This window comes from Pseudomonas sp. GW821-FHT09A09 (assembly GCF_059418405.1).
Window position 1 is genome coordinate 1 of record NZ_JBWKPU010000058.1, and the last position, 22,983, is coordinate 22,983.

A 22,983-nucleotide genomic window follows, 5' to 3' on the forward strand; every position below is an offset into this window, starting at 1 on the left:
CCCCCCCCCCCCCCCCCCCCCCCCCCCCCCCCCCCCCCCCCCCCCCCCCCCCCCCCCCCACCCCAGCTCCCACATTTTTTGGTTAGTGTTTGGCTTTACGCATCAGGTAGTACGCCGCCGGGACAACGAACAGCGACAGCAACGGCGCCGTGAGCATCCCGCCAATCATTGGCGCAGCAATGCGGCTCATCACTTCACTGCCCGTGCCGCCCCCCAGCAGAATCGGCAACAGCCCGGCGATGATCACCGCCACGGTCATCGCCTTGGGCCGCACCCGCAGCACCGCGCCTTCGCTGATAGCGGCCAGCAGGTTGCCGTCCTTGCGCTCGGCCCAGGCGTTTTTCAGGTACAGCAGCATGATCACGCCAAACTCCGCCGACACCCCCGCCAACGCGATAAACCCCACACCCGTGGCCACCGACAGGTTGAAGCCCAGCCAGTAGAGCAACCACACCCCGCCCGTGAGGGCAAACGGCAGCGTCGCCAGAATCAACAACGCCTCCTCCACCCGGCGAAAGGTCAGGTACAGCAGCACAAAGATGATCAGCAATGTGGCCGGTACCACCAATTTCAGACGCTGATTGGCGCGCTCCAGGAACTCGAACTGCCCCGAATAACTGAGGCTCATGCCCGGTTGCAGGTGCACCTGCGCGTTGATAGCCGTGCGTAGGTCTTTCACCACCGACGCCAAGTCACGATCACGCACGTCGATATACACCCAGCCCGAAGGCCGCGCGTTTTCACTCTTGAGCATCGGCGGGCCATCGTTGACCTCGATTTTTGCCACCGTGCCCAGGGTGATCTGGCTGCCCTTCGGTGTGTACACCGGCAGGTCTCGCAGCGCCTGCACCGAGTCGCGCCATTCCTTGGGGTAACGCAGACTGATCGGGAAGCGTGCCAGGCCTTCCACGGTCTCGCCGATGGTCTCGCCGCCCACCGCCCCCGACACAATCGACTGCACATCAGTGATGTTCAGCCCATATTGCGCGGCAGCGGCACGGTCGATGTCCACGTCGATGTAACGCCCGCCGGTCAAGCGCTCAGCCAGCGCCGAACTCACGCCCGGCACGCCTTTGGCGACCTTCTCCACGGCCTGGGTCACGGCGTCGATCTGCATCAGGTTGCTGCCCGCAACCTTCACGCCAATCGGGCTTTTGACCCCGGTGGCGAGCATGTCGATGCGGTTGCGGATCGGCGGGATCCAGATGTTGGTCAGGCCCGGCACCTGCACCACACGGTCCAGCTCCTTCACCAGTTTGTCCGGGGTCATGCCGGGGCGCCATTGGTCCCTGGGCTTGAACTCGATAGTGGTCTCGAACATCTCCAGCGGCGCCGGGTCGGTGGCGGTTTCGGCGCGCCCGGCCTTGCCAAACACATGGGCGACCTCGGGCACGGTCTTGATCAGCCGGTCGGTGCGTTGCAGCAACTCGCCCGCCGTTTGCGTGGACAAGCCCGGCAACGCCGACGGCATGTACAACAAGTCGCCCTCATCCAGCGGCGGCAGGAATTCACCGCCCAGTTTCGAGACGGGCCACAGCGCACTGGCGACCATCAGCAACACCACCAGCAAGGTCATGCGCGGCCAACGCAACACGGCGTCCAGGGCCGGTTGATAGAGCTTGATCAGGCCCCGATTCAGCGGGTTGCGCTGTTCATCGGGAATGCGCCCGCGAATCCAGTAGCCCATCAGTACCGGGATCAAGGTCACCGACAAGCCGGCAGCCGCCGCCATGGCGTAGGTCTTGGTGTAGGCCAGCGGACCGAACAGGCGGCCTTCCTGGGCCTGCAAGGTAAACACCGGAATGAACGACAAGGTGATGATCAGCAGGCAGAAAAACAGCGCCGGGCCAACCTCCACCGCCGCTTCCGTCATCACCTTCCAGTGCGCTTCACCTTTCAGCTCCCGCCCGGGATTGGCGTGGTGCCAGGCTTCGATTTTCTTGTGGGCGTTCTCGATCATCACCACCGCCGCGTCCACCATCGCGCCGATGGCAATCGCGATGCCGCCCAGGGACATCAGGTTGGCGTTGATGCCTTGGAAGCGCATGACGATAAAGGCGATCAGCACCCCCACCGGCAGCGAGATAATCGCCACCAGGGACGAACGCAGGTGCCACAGGAAAATCCCGCACACCAGCGCCACCACCAGGAACTCTTCCAGCAGCTTGTGGCTGAGGTTGTCCACGGCGCGGTCGATGAGCTTGCTGCGATCGTAGGTGGTGACGATCTCCACGCCGGGCGGCAGGCTGGCTTTGAGCTGGTCGAGCTTGACCTTGACCGCCGCGATGGCTTCCCGCGCATTCTTGCCGCTGCGCAGGATCACCACGCCGCCCACCGCTTCGCCCTCACCGTCCAGCTCACTGATGCCCCGGCGCAGGTCCGGGCCCAACTGGATGTTGGCCACATCGCCGAGGGTGACCGGCACGTTGTTCGCGTCCAGGCGTAACGGAATGGCGCGAAAGTCAGCCAGGCTTTTCAGGTAGCCGGAAGCCCGCACCACGTATTCGGATTCGCCCAGGTTGAGCACCGAACCACCGGTTTCCTGATTGGCCTTGTCGATGGCCTCCTTGACCTGCGCCTGGGTGATCCCGCGACTGGCCAGCGCCAACGGGTCGAGTTGCACTTGGTACTGCTTGACCTGGCCGCCGATGGTCGCCACTTCCGCCACGTTGGGCAGGGTCTTGAGCTCGAACTTGAGGAACCAGTCCTGCAAGGCGCGCAATTGCGCCAAATCATGTTGGCCGGTGCGGTCCACCAAGGCGTACTGGTAGATCCAGCCCACTCCCGTGGCGTCAGGCCCCAGCGAGGGTTTGGCCGACGCCGGCAGGCGCGCCTGCAATTGGCTGAGGTATTCCAGCACCCGCGAGCGCGCCCAGTACAGGTCGGTGCCTTCATCAAACAACACGTACACGTAGCTGTCGCCGAAGAACGAAAAACCACGCACGGTCTTGGCCCCCGGCACCGAGAGCATGGTGGTAGTCATGGGGTAGGTGACCTGGTTCTCGACAATCTGCGGCGCCTGGCCCGGGTACGGCGTGCGGATAATCACCTGCACATCCGAGAGGTCCGGCAAGGCGTCCACCGGCGTGTTCTGCACCGACCAGACACCCCACGCCGTGATGAACAGCGTGGCGAGCAACACCAGGAAGCGGTTGGCCACCGACCAACGAATCAACAAGGCAATCATGGCTGGGCTCCCGGCTGCATGTTCATCGCGGCTTCGGCAGGGGTCGCGGTGATGCCCTTGAGACTGGCCTCGGAATCGAGCAGGAACTGCCCGGACGCGACCACCTGCTGGCCTTCCTGCAAGCCGCTGACGACTGCGGTCTGGTCCTGGCTTTCAGCCCCCACGTGCACCTCGACGGGCCGGTAATGACCGCCCTCCTCGGCCAACATCACCAGCACCCGCTTGCCGGTGCGGATCAAGGCTTCGCTGGGCACCTGCAGCACCGGTTGCGCGCTGCCTTGCGCCAGGCTGACCTGGGCCGTCATGCCGGGGCGCAAGGTGCTGTCGGGGTTGGGCATCTCCACACGCACCTGCACGGTGCGGCTGTCCAGGGCCGTGGCCGGCAGGATCGCACTGACCGTGCCGGTGAGCGTTTTGCCCGGCAAACCGACAAAGCGGCTCTGCACGCTTTGCCCCACGTACAAGGCAGCGCCCTGGGCTTCGGGCACGGCGACCTGTAACCACACCTGATCCAGGCCATTGAACCGCGCCAGTGTCTGCCCCGCCGCGACCGTCATGCCCTCGCGCACCTCCAGGGTCTGCAGCGCGCCATTCAACGGGCTGGTGACGGTCAACACCGACTGCACCTGGCCGCTGCGCTCCATCTGTGCGATCAACGTTGCGGGCATGCCACTCAGGCGCAGGCGCTGGCGGGCGGCGCCGATCAGGCTGGCCTCACCACTGCGGCGCAGTGCCAGGAACTCTTCCTGGGCCGCTGCCCATTCGGGTACCAAGATGTCCACCAACGGCGCCCCGGCCTTGAGCACGTCCCCCGGTGCCCGGGCGTAGACCCGCTCGACAAACCCCGCCGCCCGCGCCTGCACCACGGCCACGTCACGGTCGTTGAACGCCAGGGTGCCCGACACGTCCAGCGTCGTGGTCAGTACGCCCCGGGTTACCGGCGCCAGGCGCACCCCAATGTTCTGGGCCTGGCGCGGGTCAATCTGCACCGCAGGCGTTGCGGCTGCGGCGCCACCGTCGGCGTAGCGCGGCACCAGCTGCATGTCCATGAAGGGCGACTTGCCGGGCTTGTCGAATTGCTGTTGCGGGTACATCGGGTCGTACCAATACAGCGCTTTTTTGTCGTCTTTAGCCGGTGCCGAAGCGGTGGGATGCAGCTGTGCCAGCCCATAACCTGCGCCCAGCCCCAGCAGCACTAGCGCAGCCACGATTCGATTATTCATTGGCAGGTTCCCCATAGGCAAAATACAGCTGGGCGCCGACCAGGGCGCGTTGTTCCAAGGCATCAATCTGTTTGAAACGGGCTTCGACCAGTTCGCGACGGGCGCTGACCACGCTCATCAGGTCAGCCTTTCCCGCCCGATAACCGGCCAGGCTCAAGCGCACCTTTTCCTCGGCCAACGGCACCAGGCTGTCCTGGCTGCGTTGCACCGCCCGGTCCAGGCGCTGGTACTGCGCCAGGTCGTCGTCGAGCATCTGCACATGCTCGCGAGTGGCGGCTTCACGCTCGGCGTCCAGCTGGTCCAGCTCTGCCTGCTTGGCGGCGATGCCGGGGTTCTGACGGCGGCCGGGAAAAATCGGCAGGTCAAAGGTGAACTGCACGTTGACCATGTCACCGAACTCACGGCTGCGATGGCCGTAGTCGACTTCCCAGCTCCAATCCGAGGTCTTTTGCGCCTTGGCTTCCTGCAACCGTGCTTCGGCCTCGCGGGTACGCGGCGCATAGGCTTGCAGCTCGGGGTGTTGGTGCAGGTTGTGGCTCAGGCCGTGGCTGTCGAGGGTCCAGTTGGGCAACAGGCCGCTGGGGGCTTGATTGGCGGCCGGGCCGATCCAGCGCTTGAGGGCTGCACGGGCCTGGGCACGTTGCTCGGTCAGCTCGTCTTCGCGCCCGTTCAGGTCGGCGGCTTCCTGCCGGGGGATCACCGCATCCGACGCCTGGCCACGCCCACCCGCCAACTGGGCGCGCACGCTGTCTTGCAGCAACCGATTTTGCTGGTAGAACGCCGGGAACAGCGCTTGCTTTTGCTCCACCGCATAAGCGCGAATCCATGCCTGGGCGGTGGCCAGGCGCACGTTCAGGCGTTCGATACGCCCTTCGGCGGCCGTGCGTTCGACGGTGGCATCGGCCAGTTCCACCCGTGCCTTGCGCTTGTCGCGGCTGGGCACTTGCTGCTGGATACCGATCATCTGTTGGGTCATGTCATCGCCATACAACGTGCCGCGATTGGGCCCGCCGATGGGGAAGTTCTGCAAGCCGACCACCAGTTTGGGGTCGGGTAACTCGCCGGCCGGGATCGCTGCCTGGGTCGCGGCGTGCAACTTGGCCGACTCGGCCGTCAACGACGGCGCGTTGTTTTGCGCCAGGCGCAGGGCGTCATCCAGGGTCAGCGCGCTCGCTAACGCCGGCCACGCCAGCACGCCCATCATCAGGGCGCGCAGGTAGAGGGCATTCATGGTGAAGATTCCTGATCTGTTGCACTGCGCGCCGCGTTATGCGGCCCACAGCAAGGTCATCCCGAGAGCGGAATGAGGCTTGAGGTGCTACAGGAATCAGGAACGGGGTGGGCGCCAGACGCCGGACGGCGTGCGGTCGGGGATGAAGTCCGAAGCGAAGTTTGCTGCCAGGGGATGGGCCAGGGTCAGCGGCGCCTTGAGCACCGGCATCGACAATTGCAACAGGCCGCCGGTCTTGCATTCCTGCCCGGGTTTGCACGCTTTGCCATGGTCGACGCCGTCCTGGCAGCAGTCGGGGGACATGTCACTCATCAGGCGCATGTCGCTCATCTTCATCGGACAAGGCTCGGTGCTCGACGGCACACCCGCCATCCCGGTGAGGGGAAGCGTGAGGCTCAGCAGCATGACGAGGATGATACGGAGAAGGCGGCTCATGGGGCGCGAGTCTAGCCAAGCGCGTGTTAAGCCGCCATTAACAAATGTGGGAGCGGCGGTGCGACGATTCGACTTGCTCGCGAAAGCGCCGTGTCAGCCAACTCATCAGTCGCTGACACACCGCATTCGCGAGCAAGCCCGCTCCCACAGGGGACCGAGCCAGACTCGGGATCAGTGCATGAAGATCGCGATCAGGATGATGACCGGGATAGGCACACCGAGGAACCACAGCAGTAATGAGCGCATGATGTTCTCCTTGAATTAACGTACGAAGTGTTCGGTTTCGACATACACCACTGCATCACGGCGGCGACCGCCGTAGGTAGCAGCGAAGCTGGCAAAGAACGCACCGATCAGCAGGGAAATGAAGGTCCACAGCGAGGTATAGGCGGCGACTTTCGCAGCGGTATCAGCAGCCTGCTTGGCTTTGAGCTTGGCATCTTCCACGGCTTTGCGGGCGTCGCCATAGACTTTGTCGATACGCGCTTCGGCGTCAGCCTGGCTGAGGTTGGTGCGCTGGCTGATCAACTGGGCCAGGTAGGCACGATCCTCTGGGGCCAGTTGGCCGTCGTTGGCGAGCGTACGGGTGAAGATGCGCGCTACCACGCCGTGGGCCGCGTCATCGCTGACGGCAACCGGGCGGTCGTCACGGAACAGGCTGTCGACGTAGTAGCCGAAGTCATCGCCTTTCACCCCTTGGGCGGCGCTGCCGACGGCTTGGGCTGCGCCCGAAGCCACACTCGCACCGGCTTTGACGCCGCCACCGACCACACTGCTGACGGAGCCGACCACCAGCATCGCGGTCACCAACGTGGCCACGGCCCAGGCCAGGAAACCGTGGGCGGTGTCGCGAAAGTACACCTCATCGCCGTGCATATTGGCCCACTTCACGCGTAACCGGCCGGCGATGTAGCCGCCCAGGCCCGACGCGACGATCTGGGTGAAGGCCAGCCAGACAATCGTGGAAATGCCAAGCCCCTTGGCGCTGACACCGCTGTCGGCCCACGGCGACACCGCCGAGAAACCCAGGCCAAAGCCCAGCAAAACGAGGATAAGGGACAATGCCGCCGCCGCAGCGGCCCCGGCAAAGATCGCCCCCCAGGAAACCCCGGAGAGCGTGCTCGACTCTTGCAGCGTGGATGAGGATGTGATCATTGTTGTTGTACTCCTGGCAGAAAAATGGTGTTACAAGTCTCAAAAGGGACAGTGCAGGCACCATGCCAGTCGTCACAAAAATAAAATGCCTTGTTTTTCAATGCGTTAAATAACTTGAACTTCCTAGGACCGTGCAACTTGCAAGAACTGATCGATTGCGGCGGGCGTTATGCACTCCCGCCAAACGTGTAGGAGCCGGCTTGCCGGCGATGGCGGCCTACCTGCTGCCCCGTGCGGTGCCTGATAGACCGCTATCGCAGGCAAGCCAGCTCCCACAGAAGGAAGTGTTGCAACATGAAAATGTGTCGGTTTTGCCAAGATGAAGTTTAATTTAGGAAGCGTTCAGGCATTTCTTGGCAAAATGGCCCCACTTCTGTCGTGTGAACCGCTCACCAGGTAATCCTATGACCCGTATTTTGACAATCGAGGATGACGCCGTAACAGCCCGCGAGATCGTCGCCGAGCTGAGTAGCCATGGACTGGATGTGGATTGGGTGGACAACGGCCGCGAAGGCCTGGTCCGTGCCGTCAGTGGTGATTACGATCTGATCACCCTCGACCGGATGCTGCCGGAACTCGATGGCCTGGCCATCGTGACCACCCTGCGCACCATCGGCGTGTCGACGCCGATCTTGATGATCAGCGCCCTCTCCGATGTCGACGAGCGAGTCCGTGGCCTGCGCGCCGGGGGCGACGACTACCTGACCAAGCCGTTCGCCTCCGACGAAATGGCCGCCCGCGTCGAAGTGCTGCTGCGCCGCAAAAGCACCGTGAAGGAGTTCGAGACCGCCCTGCGCGTGGCCGACCTGGAACTGAACCTGATCAGCCGCGAAGCCAGCCGCGCCGAGCAACCCCTGAGCCTGCTGCCCACCGAGTACAAGTTGCTCGAATTCCTGATGCGCAACACCGGCCAGATCCTGTCGCGGATGATGATTTTCGAGGAAGTCTGGGGCTACCACTTCGACCCGGGCACCAACCTGATCGACGTGCACATCGGTCGCCTGCGCAAGAAAATCGATCCACCGGGCCTCACGCCGCTGATCCGCACGGTACGAGGCTCCGGCTATGTCATTGCTGAACCCCTCTAAGGGCTGGCGTTCTTCCAGCAGCCGCTTGCTGGCGCTCTACAGTTCGTTGTTCGTGGCGTGGAGCTGCATCCTCATGGGGGTGCTGTACTACGAAGTGTCGGGTTACCTGGGCGACCTGTCGCGCCATTCCCTGATGCAGCGCCAGCACCTGTTCCAGCGTTTCGACGGCGAAGAGCTGGTCGAAGCGCTGACCACCAGCATGACCTTCGACATGAAGGGCGTGGACGCCTATGGCCTGTTCGATGAACAGTTCCGCCCCTTGAGCGGGCCGATTCGCGCCGTGCCGCCGGACCTGCCGCTGGACGGCAAGATCCACGCCCTGGCCAACTGCGTCGACTCCGACGACCCGAAACTGCCCAAGGACAGCTGCGACGCCGTGGCCACCCACACCGAAGACGGCCGCTGGCTGGTGCTGGTGCGCGCCAACGGTTCGCTGTTCGGCGTGACCCGGATCATCTGGCATGCGCTGTTGTGGGCACTGTCCCTGACCATCATCCCCGGTGCGGCCGGCTGGCATCTGTTGCGGCGTCGCCCGCTGCGGCGTATCCGCGGGATCCAGGCGAGCGCCGAAGCCATCGTGGCCGGCGACCTCACTCACCGCCTGCCGCTGTCGAACCGGCGTGATGAGCTGGACATGCTCGCAGCCATCGTCAACGCCATGCTCGACCGCATCGAGAAGCTGATGAACGAGGTCAAGGGCGTGTGCGACAACATCGCCCACGACCTGCGCACGCCGCTGACACGCCTGCGGGCGCAGTTGTACCGCATCAAGCAGGAAGCTGAAGAAGACTCGGGCTACGCGGTCAAACTCGATGACGCCATTGCCGAAACCGACACCCTGATGGCGCGCTTTCGCGGGCTGTTGCGCATCTCGGAGCTGGAAGACCACCAGCGCCGCTCAGGTTTCCTGGTCATGGACCCGCTGCCGCTGTTGCGCGAACTGCACGACTTCTACCTGCCGCTGGCCGAGGAAGGTGAATTGCAACTGCGGCTCGAAACCCCGGAATCCCTGCCGTGGATCACCGGCGACCGCGCCCTGTTGTTCGAAGCCCTGGCCAACCTGCTGAGCAACTCGATCAAGTTCTCCCCATCGGGCGGCGAGGTGATTTTGCGCGGGGTCAATGATGCGGGCAGCACGCGCATTGAAGTGCACGACTCCGGCCCCGGCATACCGGTGGCAGAACGCGACGCGGTGTTCCAGCGCTTCTATCGCGTGGATGAAAGCGACCAGCAAGGCGGGTTCGGGTTGGGCTTGTCGATTGTGGCGGCGATCATCAACTTGCATGGGTTCAAGTTGGAGGTGGGCACCAGCGAACAAGGCGGCGCCCGCCTGATCCTCGAGTGCCGCCAACAACTCATGCCCGAATAACACAACCCCCACACAACCCTGTGGGAGCTGGCTTGCCTGCGATAGCGGTGGATCAGTCAATAATTCCGGTGACTGATACACAGCTTTCGCAGGCAAGCCAGCTCCCACATTGGATTTGTGTTGTCTGGCGAGTCGGGTTAGAAGTTGGCGCGCAGGGCCTCAAGGCCGCCGCTGTAGACGCCGGCAAACAACTCTTCCACCGCCGCATCGGTAGTGCCCGCAGCCGGCGTGAACACACCGGACCAGGTCACTTTCGCCGACGAGTCGGTCAACGCCTCAACCTGCAAGGTCGCCAGGTACGCGCTCACCGGGAACGGCGATTGCTCGATGGTGTAGCTGTAGGTGCGGGCCACGTTGTCAAACGTCTGCAAACGCTCGACCACCACCCCGCCGTCAGCGGTTTGCAAATGGCGTACGCGGCCGCCGTCACTTGGCTCGCTCTTGACGATAAACGGCAGCCAGTCCGGCAGCGCGTTGAAGCCGCCCACCAATTGCCAGACCTGATCGGCCGATACCGGAACTTCAATTACAGAAGAGGCTGTTGCCACAATAAATACTCCACACCATTAAAAGAATTCAGATCGCCATGCTGTCGACAACACCACCGTCGACCCGCAATGCCGCGCCTGTGGTTGCCGAAGACAGCGGTGAGGCAATGTACGCCACCAGGTTCGCCACTTCATCCACATTGGCCGCACGCTGGATGATCGACGTGGGGCGCGCCTGGCGCACAAACACATCGGCCTCGTCCCGCGCACTGCGCCCCGACTTGGCGGTGGCGTCCTTGAGCATATGCTTCAGGCCATCGGTAAACGTCGGCCCCGGCAACACCGCATTGACCGTCACCCCAGTACCCGCCAAGCGCTTGGCCAGGCCGTGGGACACCGCCAGGTTAGCGCTCTTGGTCACGCCGTAGTTGATCATGTCGGCCGGGGTCGCCACGCCGGACTCCGACGACAGGAAGATCACCCGCCCCCAGCCCTGCTCGACCATGCCCGGCACATAGTGCCGCGCCAGGCGCACGCCGGAGATCACATTGACCTCATAGAAGCGCGTCCACTCACTGTCGGGCGCCTCGAAGAAGTCCACATCATTGAAGATGCCCAGGTTGTTGACCAGGATGTCGGCGCGGGGTTCGGCGGCGAACAACGTTTGCGCGCCCTCGGCCGTGCCCAGGTCGGCCACCAGGCCACGCAGGTCGGCGCCCGGCACCGCCTGGCGGATACTGGCCAGGGCCTCGTCGACCTTACTCTTTTCACGCCCGATCACCACCACGGTCGCGCCGGACTGCGCCAGGGCCTGGCTGATACCCAGGCCGATCCCGGCGGTGCTGCCGCTGACAATGGCAACCTTTCCACTTACATCAATGTTCATCGCAAGATTCCTTGAGTTAGAGCGGCAGAGGTGCGCGGTCCGAAATCAATCGGGCGTCGCGCAGGGCCAGCCAGAAGGCTGCCGGAATGGTTTCTGACAACGCCGCGACGTCTTCGGCAATCCGCCCCGGACGACTGGCACCCGGAATTACAGCAGCCACAGCCGGATGCGCCAGGGAGAATTGCAGTGCAGCGGCTTTCACGCTGACGCCGAAGGCCTGGGCAATCGCCTTGATCTGCTCGACTTTGCTGATGATCGCCGGGCTGGCTTTCTGGTATTCGAAGTGCGCACCACCGGCCAGGATGCCCGAGCTGTAAGGGCCGCCGACGACAAACTCGACGTTCTGTGCGTGGGCAGCGTCCATCAGGCGTTGCAGAGCACGCTCGTGGTCCAGCAAGGTGTAGCGGCCGGCCAGCAGGAAACCGTCGGGCTGCGCCTCGCTCAGGTCCAGGGTCAATTCGCATGGTTCCACGCGATTAACGCCCAGGCCCCAGGCCTTGATCACGCCCTCTTCACGCAAGCGGGTCAGCACCTTGAAGGCGCCGGTTCGGGCCTGGTTGAAGTACTCCAGCCATTGGTCGCCGTAGAAATCCTGGGCGATGTCATGGATCCAGACGATGTCCAGACGGTCCGTTTTCAGGCGGGTCAGGCTGTCTTCAATCGAACGCAGCGTGGCGTCGGCGCTGTAGTCGTTGAGCATCTTGTTGGGGCGGCCGTGTTCGAACACGCCGCTCTTTTCCCCGAGGTCGCGGGCGCTTTCTTCGACTTCATCGAGAATCACCCGACCCACTTTGGTGCTGAGCACGAAGTCGTCGCGGTTGTACTGCGCCAGGGCCTGGCCCAGGCGGATCTCGGAAAGGCCCGAGCCGTAGAACGGCGCAGTGTCGAAGTAACGCACGCCCTGGTTCCAGGCCGCCTCGACGGTGGCCTGGGCCTCGTCTTCGGGAATGGCGCGGAACATGTTGCCCAGTGGCGCGGTGCCAAAGCCCAGTGGGCCGGGCAGTTTGTCTTTCAAGCTCATGGTGAATCCTCAATCGGTTCGTGGTCGCGGTGACCGTTGAGCAGATCGTAGGTTGCGTGGATCGGACCGTCCAAGACATACTTCGACCGACTTGAGTCCTACGAGGTCTAACATGATCGACCTACGCCAATTGCGCTACTTCGAAGTGGTCGCCGAAGAAGAACACGTCGGCCGCGCCGCCGAGCGCTTGCACATCTCCCAATCGCCGTTGAGCCGGCAGATCGCCCAGCTCGAAGAACGCCTGGGCCTGACCCTGTTCGAACGCAGCCAGCAGCGCATCCGCCTGACCCGCGACGGCCAGACCTTTCTGGCCGAAACCAAGGCGTTGCTCACCCATGCCAATCGCCTGGAGTCTCTCGGCAAGCGCCTGGGACGCGGTGAAGAAGGCGGCCTGTGCATCGGCTATATCGAGAACGCCATGCATGCCGGCGTGCTGCCCAATGCCTTGCGGGTATTGCGCGACGACCGCCCGACCGTGCACATCAAGCTGTACAACCTGCCTTCACTGGAACAGCTCGAAGGTTTGCGTCAGCGCAGCCTGGATATTGCACTGGTGGGCGAACCACCGGCTGCTGATGACCCGGACCTGACCGCGTTGCAAGTATTGGACGACCCGATGTTGCTGGCCTTGCCCGAGCACCATCCCCTCGCCCACCAAAAAACGCTGCTGCCCGAGCACCTGGCGGAGCAGGAGTGGATCGGCGTACAACGCAAACCCGGCGCCAGCCCCACCGATGACTTCGTGGCCGCCTGCATCCGCGCCGGCTTCACCCCGCAGATCCCCATGGAAGCCAGCGAGCCGTTCACCGCCCTGGGCCTGGTGGCCTCGGGGCTGGGCGTGGCCATGGTGCAAAAAGGCCTGAGCCGCAACGCGCCGCCCGGCGTGGTCCTTCGCGAACTGCCATGGCTGACCTACAGCACCCCGCTGTGGGCAGCATGGCACCGGATCAACCTGCGGCCATTGGTAGAAACCTTCCGCAAAGTGCTCACCGAACCCAAGGATTGACCGATCCCCTGTAGGAGCTGGCTTGCCGGCGATGGCGATGTATCAGCCACCGCATCAGTCAACTGGACCACCGCGATCGCCCGCAAGCCGGCTCCTACAGGGGATCAGTGGCGCACCCAGCTTCCCGGCCAGGCATAGATCCAAATGTAGGAGCTGGCTTGCCGGCGATGGCGATGTATCAGCCACCGCATAAGTCGACTGAACCATCGCGATCGCCGGCAAGCCGGCTCCTACAGGGGATCAGTGGCGCACCCAGCTTCCCGGCCAGGCATAGATCCAAATGTGGGAGCTGGCTTGCCGGCGATGGCGATGTATCAGCCACCGCATCAGTCAACTGGACCTCCGCGATCGCCGGCAAGCCGGCTCCTACAGAGGTTTCAGGCCAATTCCTTCAGGCGATACCAGAGCATGCCCAGCGCCAGCAGCGGCGAGCGCAAGGCCTTGCCGCCCGGGAAGGTCATGTGTGGCACCTGGCTGAAGATATCCAGGCCGGTGCTGTGGCCGGCGTGAATCCCTTCGGCCAGCAATTTTGCGCACCAGTGGGTCACGTTCAACCCATGCCCGGAATAGCCCTGGGCGTAGAACACGTTGGGGTACTGCTTCAACCGCCCCACCTGGGGAAAGCGGTTGGCGGTGATGCCGATCTTGCCGCCCCATTGAAACTCGATGGCGGCATTGGCCAACTGCGGGAACACCTTGAGCATCTTCGGTTGCATGTAGGCCGCGATGTCCGCCGGATCGCGCCCGGAGTAATGGCAGGCGCCGCCGAACAACAGGCGACGGTCGGCAGAGAGCCGGTAGTAATCCAGCCCGACCTTCTGGTCGCACAGCGCCAGATTCTGCGGGATCAACTGGTTGGCCAGTTCCGCTGACAAGGGCTCGGTCGCGATGATGTAGCTGCCCGCCGGCAGCACCTTTCCGCTCAGGCGCGGCTCCAGCTCCTCAAGGTGGGCATTGCAGGCCAACACCAGCGTGTCAGCGCGCACCGTGCCGCCGGCGCAGCGCACTTGCACCCTTTCGCCATGGATCAGCTCCAGCACTTCGGTGTTCTCATAGATCAGCACCCCGAGGGACTCGGCCACCTGGGCCTCGCCCAGCACCAGGTTCAGCGGGTGCAGGTGCCCGGAGCCCATGTCCACCAGGCCACCGGCGTACACCGTAGAGCCGACCACTTGTTGCATGTCCTGCGGGCCGACCAGGCGGGTTTGATGGGCATAGCCCAGGGCGGCAAGGTGCGCCTGCTCAGCGTTGAACGCAGCGAATTGCGCCGCCGTGTTCGCCAGCTCGCAGAAGCCCCAGCGCAGGTCGCAGTCGATCTGATGATCGCGAATGCGCTGCCCCACCAACTCCACCGACTCGATCCCGGCCCGCTCCAGGTAACGCACGCCCTCCTCGCCCACGTACTTGGCGAACCCCGACACGTCATGACCGATGCCACGGATCAGTTGCCCGCCATTGCGCCCGCTGGCGCCCCAGCCGATGCGTCGAGCCTCCAGCAGGATCACCGACAACCCGCGCTGGGCCAGTTCGATGGCGGTATTCACCCCGGTGAACCCGCCGCCGATCACGCACACATCGGCGCTCAGGTCGGCGCCCAGTGACAGGCGCTGCTGCATGGCGTTGGCCGTAGCCCGGTAATAGGAACGGGCGTGGTCGTTGGACGCGATCATTTGTTGGTCTTCACTTTGCTCCAGGCGCGGGTCATCAGGCGCATGGTCGCCGGGGTGGGCGTGGTGGAAATGTAGAGTTTGTCGAGCACTTCCTGGGACGGGTACACCTCAGGGTTGTTCACCAGTTCCGGGGCCATGAACGGTTTGGCCGCCGGGTTGGCGTTGGCATAACCCACCGAGGCGCTGACCTTGGCGATCACCTCAGGGTCGAGCAGGTAGTTGATGAAGGCATGGGCTTCCTTGGGGTTGCTGGCATCGGCGGGAATCGCCAGCAGGTCGAACCACAGGTTGGAGCCTTCCTTGGGAATCGAGTAGGCGATGTTCACGCCGTTCTTGGCTTCCTTGGCGCGGTTGGCCGCCTGGAACACGTCGCCGGAATAACCGAAGGCCACGCAGATGTCACCGTTGGCCAGGTCCGAGATGTACTTGGAGGAATGGAAATAGGTGATGTACGGCCGCAGCGTCAGCAGCTTGGCTTCGGCCTGCTTGTAGTCCTCGGGGTTCTCGCTGCGCGGGTCCTTGCCCATGTAGTTGAGGATCGCCGGGAACAGCTCATCGGCCGAGTCGAGGAACGCCACGCCGCATTGGTTCAGCTTCTTGATGTTCTCTGGCTCGAACAGCACCGCCCACGAGTCGATATGGTCGATGCCCAGCACCTGCTTGACCTTGTCGACGTTGTAGCCGATGCCGTTGGTACCCCACAGGTACGGCACCGAGTGGGCGTTGCCGGGGTCATTCTTTTCCAGCAGCTTGAGCAGCTTGGGGTCCAGGTTCTTGAAGTTGGGCAACTGCGAACGGTCCAGCTTGAGGAACGCTCCGGCCTTTACCTGGCGCGCCAGGAAGTGGTTGGACGGCACCACCACGTCATAGCCGGTGCGCCCGGCGAGCAGCTTGCCCTCCAGGGTTTCATTGGAGTCGAACACGTCATAGATCACCTTGATCCCGGTTTTGGCCTGGAAGTCGGCCAAGGTGGTCTCGCCGATGTAGTCGGTCCAGTTATAGACGCTCACCGTTTGAGCGGCCTGGCCGGCACTGCTGAACGCCGCGACAAGAGCCAGCGGGAGAAGCTTTTTCACAAGACGCATATCGACACCCCTTTATTGGTTTTTTTAGACGCTCAACAGCAGGAACTCACGCTCCCAGGAACTGATCACGCGCTTGAAGTTTTCATGCTCAGCGCGCTTGACCGCGACGTAGCCGCGCACGAACTTGTCGCCCAGGTAGCGCTTGACCGTGTCGCAGTCCTCCATGCGCGCCAACGCATCTTCGAGGGTGAACGGCAGGCGCAGGTTGCGGCGCTCGTAGGCGCGGCCTTCCACCGGCGCACTCGGTTCGATCTGCTCAATCATCCCCAGGTAGCCACACAGCAGACTAGCTGCAATGGCCAGGTAGGGATTGGCATCGGCGCCCGGCAGGCGGTTTTCCACGCGCATGGCATCGGGGCTGGACGTGGGCACGCGCAGGCCGACGGTGCGGTTCTCTTCGCCCCACTCCACGTTGACCGGCGCCGAGGTGTCCGGCAGGAAGCGGCGGAACGAGTTCACGTTGGGTGCGAACATCGGCAGCAGCTTGGGGATGTACTTCTGCAAGCCGCCGATGTGGTGCAGGAACAGCTGGCTTTTGTTGCCGTCGGCATCGACGAACACCGGCTTGCCGGTGGCAATGTCCACCACGCTCTGGTGCAGGTGCATGGCGCTGCCCGGCTCGTCGGCCACCGGCTTGGCCATGAAGGTCGCGGCCACGTTGTGCTTGAGCGCAGCCTCACGCAGGGTGCGCTTGAACACGGTGATCTGGTCGGCGAGGTCCAGGGCGTCACCATGGCGGAAGTTGATTTCCATCTGCGCCGGGCCGTCTTCGTGGATCAGCGTGTCGAGGTCCAGGCCCTGGGCTTCGCACCAGTCATAGACGTCTTCGAACAGCGGGTCGAATTCGTTGGCGGCGTCGATAGAGAACGACTGACGCCCGGTTTCGGCGCGGCCGGAGCGGCCTACCGGGGTTTTCAGCGGCAGGTCCGGGTCTTCGCAACGCTGGGTCAGGTAGAACTCCATTTCCGGCGCGACAATCGGCTGCCAGCCTTGATCGGTGTAGAGCTGCAAGACCTTTTTGAGCACGTTGCGCGGCGACAGCTCGATGGGGTTGCCCTGTTTGTCGAAGGTGTCGTGGATCACAATCGCGGTGGGCTCGATGGCCCACGGCACCACGTAGGTCGCGTTGGACACCGGGCGGCAGACCATGTCGATGTCGGCCGGGTCCAGCAGGTCGTAGTAGATATCGTCGTCGACAAAGTCCCCGGTCACCGTTTGCAGCAGCACACTTTCCGGCAGGCGCATGCCTCGCTCATGCAGGAACTTGTTGGTGGGTGCAATCTTGCCGCGTGCGATGCCAGTCAGATCACTGATCACGCATTCGACTTCGGTAATCTTGTGTTCTTTCAGCCAGGCGGACAGCTGATCGAAGGGGGCGTTCATAAGGACCTCGTCATGGGTTGGGTGCATGCGCCGGCTTGTACTCCTGGCGCATTGAGGTCTATCTTGGGCCGGCCTTCAAACGGCATCTATCCACTTTGCACGAACCACAACGCACCAATAGAGTGCGCACGGATCACCCATGACACAGGCAACAGCCTTGCGCGTACAGGCCTTCACCACCGGTGATGTAGCCGCCCAATGCAATGCGACACCCGGTTGGGTGCAGCAGTACCAGCAGATGTCCCCGGGGCATTTCGCCGGGCAGATCCGCTACCTCGACCTGCAGGGCGTGGAGGTGTACGAAGAGTGCATGAACACCCGCGTCGAGCAGCATTTCAATGCCCCGCCCGGTGCCCTGGCGTTCTGTTTCGACGGCAGCGACAACGCGCTGTACATGCTCAATGGCGAAAGCCGTAACACCTGGATCACCCCCGAGAACTACCGCGAAGTGGCGGTGGTGTTCGGCCCGCAATTCGTGCAGCGCCAAGGCCTGGACGTGGCGAAACTCGAAGGCCTGTTCATGGCGCCGCTGACCTGCCAGCAGAACGCATTGTTCACCCGCTGGCTCAGTGGGACGTTGACGCGCTTGTCCACGGTGATCGACCCCGTCAGCCGCGACACCCTCACCCAACAACTGCTCGACGACTGCCTGTTTATCCTCGACAACGCTTGTGTGTGCCTGGACCGCAGCTCATTGCAAAAGCGCAGTGAAGAACGCCGGCTGATGGCGCGCATCGGCGAATGGGCGGCGGATGCGCCGGACGAGACCGTCAACCTGCTGGAGCTGGCACAAATTGCCGGGGTGCCGCTGCGCCAGTTGCAGCAAGGGTTCAAGACCTACACCGGCATGAGCCCGGCACAGTGGTTGAGGTTGCGCCGGCTGAACGGGGCGCGGCGCGAACTGCTCAGTGCCAGTGACACCACCGTGGCCGAAGTGGCGATGAACTGGTCGTTCTGGCACCTGGGGCGGTTTTCCAACAGCTACCGGGCGCTGTTCCAGGAACTGCCTAGCGAAACCCTCAAACGCGCCCTCTGAATGGCAATCCCTCTGACACTGCACATCCCCTGTGGGAGCTGGCTCGCCTGCGATGGCATCAACGCGGTGTACCTGTTTCACCGAGGTGCCTGCATCGCCGGCAAGCCAGCTCCTACACGTACCTGCCTTTGATCCAACCACTCAGGTCGGCTACTAGGCCGCCGTGCTCTTGCTTTTGATCTTAGGCGCCCCGTCAAACACGCTGGCCGAACGCAGGCTTGAATCCGTGGGTAACCCGGCAGGACGCCGGGTTAGCCGCCCCGTGCCATGGATGGCGCGTGGCGGCGGCCCACGGATTCAAGCCTTCGTTCGGGCATGCCGAGCCTAGGCGAGGCACCGAGTGTTGGGGCAAGAGCCCTTTTGGTTACTTTTGGCTGGGCCGGCATTCCGGGCTCTTTTCCAAAAGTGACCCGCCGTCAGGGCGGAACCCTAAGTGGCCGTTACCTAAGTAACGGATATGCACTCGATCCTAGTAGCCCGTCATACCGCCTTCGCAGGCAAGTCATCTCCCAAAATTGATCCTGTGGCGCGACAGAACCATTCTCAATAACTTGTAAAACCCCGTCGATCCACCTAGCTTATGCGCCCTCCTCTGCCCCTGTGCTCTAAGGCCCGACCCCATGGTGTTGCGTTTTCGTCCGTTCGCCCCTTCACGTTTCGCCCTCGGCCTGCTGCTCACAGGCGGTATCGGCAGCAGCTTCGCCGCAGAACTGGAATTACCGGCGGTAAACGTCCAGGGCCAGGATGAATCCGGCTACCGCAACTCAACCGCCTCGGTCGCCGGCTTCGACGAAGCGCCACTGCTGGATACCCCGGCCTCGATCACGGTGATCAACGCGGCCATGCTCAAGGACCAGCAAGCGCGCCTGCTCAGTGAAGTGCTGCGCAACGACGCCTCGGTGGGCGACAGCTACGCGCCCATCGGCTACTACGAAAACTTCGTGGTGCGCGGTTTCTCGCTGAACGCGGCGAGCAGCTACAAGATCAACGGGCGCACCATCACCGGGGAGCAGAACGTCGCCCTGGAAAACAAGCAGCAAGTGGAAGTGCTCAAAGGCTTGGCCGGCCTGCAAAGCGGGATTTCCGAGCCCAGTGGCGTGATCAACTACGTGACCAAGCGACCCGAAGACGTGCGCTCGGTGACGGTGTCCACCGACGACCGCGGCAGCGGTTATGTGGCAACCGACGTCGGCGGCTGGTTTGGCAGCGAACAGCAGTTCGGCCTGCGCGCCAACGTGGCCCATGAAGACCTCAATTCCTATGTGGAACACGCCAACGGCCAGCGTGACTTCGTGTCCCTGGCCTTCGACTGGAACATCAGCCCCGACGCCTTGCTGCAACTGGACGCCGAATACCAGAACAAGAACCAACGTTCGGTGCCGGGCTATCAACTGCTCGGCGGCACCGAAGTGCCCCATGACGCCTCGCCGAAAAAACTGCTCGGCCACCAGACTGGCTCCCATCAGGTGGGTATCGACTCGCTGAACCTGAACGGCAAGTTTGAATACCGTTTCAGTGACCAGTGGAAAGGCAGCGTCAGTGCGGCGCGCAGCAAGGTGGTGATTGATGATTACAGTTCGTTTGCGTGGGGCTGTTATTACGTAGGGACTTGCAACGCCAACACCTTCAGCCCCGAAGGTGACTACGACATCTACGACTACCGCAGCCCCGACGACACACGCCGGGACGATGAAGTGCAGGCGGCCATGACCGGGCTGTTCGACACAGCAGGCCTGGGCCACGAACTGACCTTTGGTACCAGCGCGTTTCGCCGGGTGGTCGACAAGCGCGAAGCAGTCAACGAGTACATCGGCAGCGGCAATATCAACGAAGATGCACCGAGCTTCACGCCAACCGACAAACCGTTGAACGACAGCCATCGCAACCTCGACAGCCGCCAATACGGGTTGTTTATCACCGACCGCATCACATTCAACGAGCAATGGCAAACCATCGTGGGTGGCCGCGAAGTGCGCCTGGATGAAAAGGCCTTCGACGGCACCACTGGCGATCAGACGCGTCACACCCAGCAATACGTGTTCCTGCCCCAGGCCGCGTTGATCTACAAGCCAGTGGAAAATATCTCGCTGTACACCAGCTACAGCAAAGGTTTGTCGTTGGGCGGCACCGCCCCCTGGTTCGCGACCAACAACAGCACAACCTTGGCCCCGACCACCTCACGCCAGATCGAAACCGGCGTGAAATACGACTGGCGCCGCATCAGCTTCGCCGCCGCCCTGTTCCAGACCCGCCAGGCCTACCAGTACGCCAAGCCCGACGGCACCGGTCTCTTCACCTACGTGCAGCAAGGCGAGCAGAAAAACACCGGGCTGGAATTGTCGGCCAACGGCTGGGCCACCGACCGCTTGCAGATCGCAACCAGTGTGGCCGCGATTCGCGCACGGGTGACCGGCAGCGGTACGCCGGAGTATGAAGGCCACCAAGCGATCAACGTGCCCAAGCTGCGTGCCAGTGTGTATGCCGATTATGCGTTGCCGTGGGTGAACGGGTTGGCGGTGCTGGGCGGTGTGCAATACAGCGCCAAGAAATACGCCAACCGCACCGGCAATGTGGAAGTGGGGGATTACGCGGTGGTCAATGTGGGCAGCCGTTACACCACTAAGGTTGACGGCTATGAAACGGTGTTTCGCCTGAGCGTCGACAACCTGTTCGACAAGCGCTACTGGCGCGACGCGGGCGAATACCTGGGCGATGACTACCTGTTCCAGGGCGCGCCGCTGACGGCACGCCTGAGTGCTTCGGTGAACTTCTGACGCCATCGCCGGCAAGCCGGCTCCCACAGGAGGTGGGGTTATTTAGGCATTTTGCGAAAGCCGATGGCCAGGCGGTTCCAGCTGTTGATGGTGGCGATGGCTACGCTCAGGTCGACCTGTTCCTGGGCGCTGAATTCGGCGGCCAGGGCATTGAAATCTTCGTCCGGGGCGTGGGTCTGGCTGATCAGGGTCAGGCTTTCGGCCCAGGCCAGTGCAGCGCGTTCACGCGGGGTGAAGAACGGAGTTTCGCGCCAGGCGGACAGGGTGTAGAGGCGACGTTCGGTTTCGCCGCCTTTGCGGGCGTCGGCGGTGTGCATATCGAGGCAGAAGGCGCAGCCGTTGATTTGCGATACACGCAGGCGGATCAGTTCCAGCAGGGGCAGTTCGATGGACAGTTTGCCGGTGGCGGCTTCCAGGGCGAGCATGGCTTTCATGGCGTCTGGGGAGGCGGTGTAGAAGTCGGTACGGGTTTGCATGGTGGTGCTCCAGGACAGTGGGGGTTGATGGCTAGGTTAGTCATCGGGGCCTGGGGGAGGAATATCCAATTTGGGGGAAGAATGGGTGACCAATGTGATGGGCTGGCTCAAACCTGTTGGGGAACAGCGCATTGCTTCAGTACTGGCCACCTGTGCTGAGGCGCACAGCCTCGCAAAACTGTTCTGGGAGGCCTCACTTGCATGAGTCCGCCCAGTTTTAAAGTTTAAATACAGCCTCCACTAATCACACATCAGGTGTTCTTTTCATAACCTACACCCTGAAAAGAAAACTTTATCTCTTTGCCGACTCCGGCTTCCTTGGTCACCGTTTGACTGCCGACTATCGAGTTCTTGTACCGGCCATACAAACCCAGGCCTTTAATCGCTCCGACCTTGGTCTTGCCGTTTTCATCGGTAGTAAAAGGCGCAGAAAAACTACCTTGAGTCGAGGCAACCTGAGAACTTCGGTTGATTTTCGCACCGTATTGCTCGACAAAACCGATATTCCTACCGGACAACGCAACGTTCTGATCAACATCAAGGTCTTTTACATGTTGCTTGGGCCCAGGATTACCAGGGTCTGTCACATCCTGAATGTATCCGCTCAGCCTCTTGGGGTTCTCAGGGTCTCGCTCTATCGTGAGGTTGTAGTTATTGCCGAACTTGAAATCCACCATTGTGCTGTTGCTGCCCCCTTTACCCCCATCCGCCTCGGAGGTTCCTTGCGGCGCTTTAAAATGTGGACCAAATCCAGAGAACGTAATGAGTGCCCTGCCATCTCCACGCGGCTGTATCCCGATGTAGCCGCCTCCTAAGCGTTTGCCTTTTTCATTATTAATGTCGAATTGCATCGCGTAATAAACCCCTCCGTCCTTGGCCGATTTCCTTTGGAGGCCTTCGTCGATAACGATTGGAAAGGTGATATTGGTCAAACCTGCGCCCGGCGCAGACAGTGAGTAACTTACTTGATACAGCCCATTCGGCGACGTGGCCTCTTTTTTAATTTCTAGCTTTGGGTCGCTGACCTTGTCCAACTTGGAGGTTTCGCCGGCATCCGACGTTGTAGTGGATGTTATTTCAATGCTTCGGGGTGGGGCTGAGACAGGGGGGTTATGGAGAGAAGATGCGGGCTGTGCTGGTGAGATAAATGGCGTTTTTTGAATATGCATAAGTACACACCTTCTATGGAATAGTTACCCATGGTAGAAGGCTTGCGCCTGCGCTAGCTGCCAGACAAGGTACCCACACGACTAAGACTTTACTGAAGCTTGGCGTCAGTAGAATTCCCATGGTTTTTTGTTTGTGGGCTGTCTGGGCAAGGCACCGAGTTGGGAGATCGGTTTGTTTGATGGGGGGTTAGTACATATCCGTTGTTTGGGTGATGGCGGCTTATGGTTCCGCCCTTACGGCGGGTCACTTTGGAAAAGAGCCCCAAAGTAACCAAAGGGCTCTTGCCCCAACACTCGGCAC

18 protein-coding genes are annotated in these 22,983 nt (G+C 62.3%); 5 read left to right on the forward strand and 13 right to left on the reverse strand.

Annotated elements, in window-relative coordinates:
• Window positions 1–82: 82 nt before the first annotated feature.
• The 5 genes from AC07OV_RS29285 to AC07OV_RS29305 form a co-directional block, all read right to left on the reverse strand.
• Window positions 83–3,187 (reverse strand): efflux RND transporter permease subunit, encoded by a 3,105-nt coding sequence (locus AC07OV_RS29285; RefSeq protein WP_495093529.1) that lies wholly within the window; start codon window positions 3,185–3,187, stop codon window positions 83–85.
• Window positions 3,184–4,410 carry an efflux RND transporter periplasmic adaptor subunit gene (locus tag AC07OV_RS29290; RefSeq protein ID WP_495093530.1) on the reverse strand — a complete coding sequence of 409 codons (1,227 nt, stop codon included), beginning with the start codon at window positions 4,408–4,410 and terminating at the stop codon, window positions 3,184–3,186. Before AC07OV_RS29290 ends, AC07OV_RS29285 begins: the two co-directional genes overlap by 4 nt.
• Entirely contained in the window at window positions 4,403–5,641 is a 1,239-nt protein-coding gene (locus tag AC07OV_RS29295) for a TolC family protein (RefSeq protein WP_495093531.1), read from the reverse strand. Before AC07OV_RS29295 ends, AC07OV_RS29290 begins: the two co-directional genes overlap by 8 nt.
• Before the next feature lie 96 nt (window positions 5,642–5,737).
• On the reverse strand, window positions 5,738–6,076 hold the full coding sequence (locus AC07OV_RS29300) for a hypothetical protein (RefSeq protein WP_495093532.1): 339 nt from the start codon (window positions 6,074–6,076) through the stop codon (window positions 5,738–5,740).
• Between the two features lie 261 nt (window positions 6,077–6,337).
• Window positions 6,338–7,231 carry a hypothetical protein gene (locus AC07OV_RS29305; RefSeq protein ID WP_176999036.1) on the reverse strand — a complete coding sequence of 298 codons (894 nt, stop codon included), beginning with the start codon at window positions 7,229–7,231 and terminating at the stop codon, window positions 6,338–6,340.
• Between the two features lie 404 nt (window positions 7,232–7,635).
• On the opposite strand from AC07OV_RS29305, the gene AC07OV_RS29310 reads away from it, so the two are divergent.
• Window positions 7,636–8,319 (forward strand): response regulator transcription factor, encoded by a 684-nt coding sequence (locus tag AC07OV_RS29310; protein WP_003219726.1) that lies wholly within the window; start codon window positions 7,636–7,638, stop codon window positions 8,317–8,319.
• Complete coding sequence (locus tag AC07OV_RS29315) at window positions 8,297–9,688, forward strand: sensor histidine kinase (protein ID WP_495093533.1); 1,392 nt, start codon at window positions 8,297–8,299, stop codon at window positions 9,686–9,688. The genes AC07OV_RS29310 and AC07OV_RS29315 overlap by 23 nt, the downstream gene beginning before the upstream one ends.
• A 137-nt stretch (window positions 9,689–9,825) precedes the next feature.
• Here AC07OV_RS29315 and AC07OV_RS29320 read toward each other — a convergent pair whose 3' ends face one another.
• From AC07OV_RS29320 to AC07OV_RS29330, 3 genes are read right to left on the reverse strand one after another with little or no spacing between them, the layout of a single operon-like run.
• Window positions 9,826–10,236: an SRPBCC family protein gene (locus AC07OV_RS29320; protein WP_495093534.1), complete on the reverse strand. Its 411-nt coding sequence runs from the start codon at window positions 10,234–10,236 to the stop codon at window positions 9,826–9,828.
• 28 nt (window positions 10,237–10,264) lie between these two features.
• Window positions 10,265–11,062, reverse strand: a complete 798-nt coding sequence (locus tag AC07OV_RS29325; RefSeq protein ID WP_495093535.1) for an SDR family NAD(P)-dependent oxidoreductase — start codon at window positions 11,060–11,062, stop codon at window positions 10,265–10,267.
• A gap of 16 nt (window positions 11,063–11,078) precedes the next feature.
• A complete protein-coding gene (locus tag AC07OV_RS29330) occupies window positions 11,079–12,083 on the reverse strand; it encodes an aldo/keto reductase (RefSeq protein ID WP_494999190.1) in 1,005 nt (334 codons plus the stop codon).
• A gap of 112 nt (window positions 12,084–12,195) precedes the next feature.
• On the opposite strand from AC07OV_RS29330, the gene AC07OV_RS29335 reads away from it, so the two are divergent.
• On the forward strand, window positions 12,196–13,089 hold the full coding sequence (locus tag AC07OV_RS29335; protein ID WP_495093536.1) for a LysR substrate-binding domain-containing protein: 894 nt from the start codon (window positions 12,196–12,198) through the stop codon (window positions 13,087–13,089).
• Window positions 13,090–13,466: 377 nt separating this feature from the next.
• On the opposite strand, the gene AC07OV_RS29340 is transcribed toward AC07OV_RS29335, so the two are convergent.
• Genes AC07OV_RS29340 through AC07OV_RS29350 form a run of 3 tightly spaced genes read right to left on the reverse strand, consistent with a single transcriptional unit; the run spans window position 13,467 to window position 17,227 of the window.
• Entirely contained in the window at window positions 13,467–14,759 is a 1,293-nt protein-coding gene (locus AC07OV_RS29340; RefSeq protein WP_495093537.1) for an NAD(P)/FAD-dependent oxidoreductase, read from the reverse strand.
• Window positions 14,756–15,844, reverse strand: a complete 1,089-nt coding sequence (locus AC07OV_RS29345) for a polyamine ABC transporter substrate-binding protein (protein ID WP_071484558.1) — start codon at window positions 15,842–15,844, stop codon at window positions 14,756–14,758. Before AC07OV_RS29345 ends, AC07OV_RS29340 begins: the two co-directional genes overlap by 4 nt.
• Window positions 15,845–15,868: 24 nt before the next feature.
• Entirely contained in the window at window positions 15,869–17,227 is a 1,359-nt protein-coding gene (locus AC07OV_RS29350) for a glutamine synthetase family protein (protein ID WP_176999028.1), read from the reverse strand.
• Between the two features lie 139 nt (window positions 17,228–17,366).
• On the opposite strand from AC07OV_RS29350, the gene AC07OV_RS29355 reads away from it, so the two are divergent.
• Together AC07OV_RS29355 and AC07OV_RS29360 are read left to right on the forward strand one after the other, a co-directional pair.
• A complete protein-coding gene (locus AC07OV_RS29355; protein ID WP_494999218.1) occupies window positions 17,367–18,263 on the forward strand; it encodes a helix-turn-helix domain-containing protein in 897 nt (298 codons plus the stop codon).
• Window positions 18,264–18,883: 620 nt separating this feature from the next.
• Window positions 18,884–21,037 carry a TonB-dependent siderophore receptor gene (locus AC07OV_RS29360; RefSeq protein ID WP_495093538.1) on the forward strand — a complete coding sequence of 718 codons (2,154 nt, stop codon included), beginning with the start codon at window positions 18,884–18,886 and terminating at the stop codon, window positions 21,035–21,037.
• A 38-nt stretch (window positions 21,038–21,075) separates the two neighbouring features.
• On the opposite strand, the gene AC07OV_RS29365 is transcribed toward AC07OV_RS29360, so the two are convergent.
• Both AC07OV_RS29365 and AC07OV_RS29370 read right to left on the reverse strand, forming a co-directional pair.
• Window positions 21,076–21,513 (reverse strand): carboxymuconolactone decarboxylase family protein, encoded by a 438-nt coding sequence (locus AC07OV_RS29365; RefSeq protein ID WP_178924950.1) that lies wholly within the window; start codon window positions 21,511–21,513, stop codon window positions 21,076–21,078.
• Window positions 21,514–21,764: 251 nt separating this feature from the next.
• A complete protein-coding gene (locus AC07OV_RS29370; protein WP_495093539.1) occupies window positions 21,765–22,682 on the reverse strand; it encodes a hypothetical protein in 918 nt (305 codons plus the stop codon).
• Between the last annotated feature and the right edge of the window lie 301 nt (window positions 22,683–22,983).

Bases quoted from the DNA above. Each gene is read 5' to 3' on its own strand.
- AC07OV_RS29315 (WP_495093533.1), top strand. From the start codon at position 8,297: ATGTCATTGCTGAACCCCTCTAAGGGCTGGCGTTCTTCCAGCAGCCGC.
- AC07OV_RS29310 (WP_003219726.1), top strand. From the start codon at position 7,636: ATGACCCGTATTTTGACAATCGAGGATGACGCCGTAACAGCCCGCGAG.
- AC07OV_RS29305 (WP_176999036.1), bottom strand. From the start codon at position 7,231: ATGATCACATCCTCATCCACGCTGCAAGAGTCGAGCACGCTCTCCGGG.
- AC07OV_RS29355 (WP_494999218.1), top strand. From the start codon at position 17,367: ATGACACAGGCAACAGCCTTGCGCGTACAGGCCTTCACCACCGGTGAT.
- AC07OV_RS29300 (WP_495093532.1), bottom strand. From the start codon at position 6,076: ATGAGCCGCCTTCTCCGTATCATCCTCGTCATGCTGCTGAGCCTCACG.
- AC07OV_RS29350 (WP_176999028.1), bottom strand. From the start codon at position 17,227: ATGAACGCCCCCTTCGATCAGCTGTCCGCCTGGCTGAAAGAACACAAG.
- AC07OV_RS29285 (WP_495093529.1), bottom strand. From the start codon at position 3,187: ATGATTGCCTTGTTGATTCGTTGGTCGGTGGCCAACCGCTTCCTGGTG.
- AC07OV_RS29370 (WP_495093539.1), bottom strand. From the start codon at position 22,682: ATGCATATTCAAAAAACGCCATTTATCTCACCAGCACAGCCCGCATCT.
- AC07OV_RS29345 (WP_071484558.1), bottom strand. From the start codon at position 15,844: ATGCGTCTTGTGAAAAAGCTTCTCCCGCTGGCTCTTGTCGCGGCGTTC.
- AC07OV_RS29325 (WP_495093535.1), bottom strand. From the start codon at position 11,062: ATGAACATTGATGTAAGTGGAAAGGTTGCCATTGTCAGCGGCAGCACC.
- AC07OV_RS29295 (WP_495093531.1), bottom strand. From the start codon at position 5,641: ATGAATGCCCTCTACCTGCGCGCCCTGATGATGGGCGTGCTGGCGTGG.
- AC07OV_RS29335 (WP_495093536.1), top strand. From the start codon at position 12,196: ATGATCGACCTACGCCAATTGCGCTACTTCGAAGTGGTCGCCGAAGAA.
- AC07OV_RS29290 (WP_495093530.1), bottom strand. From the start codon at position 4,410: ATGAATAATCGAATCGTGGCTGCGCTAGTGCTGCTGGGGCTGGGCGCA.
- AC07OV_RS29365 (WP_178924950.1), bottom strand. From the start codon at position 21,513: ATGCAAACCCGTACCGACTTCTACACCGCCTCCCCAGACGCCATGAAA.
- AC07OV_RS29360 (WP_495093538.1), top strand. From the start codon at position 18,884: ATGGTGTTGCGTTTTCGTCCGTTCGCCCCTTCACGTTTCGCCCTCGGC.
- AC07OV_RS29340 (WP_495093537.1), bottom strand. From the start codon at position 14,759: ATGATCGCGTCCAACGACCACGCCCGTTCCTATTACCGGGCTACGGCC.
- AC07OV_RS29330 (WP_494999190.1), bottom strand. From the start codon at position 12,083: ATGAGCTTGAAAGACAAACTGCCCGGCCCACTGGGCTTTGGCACCGCG.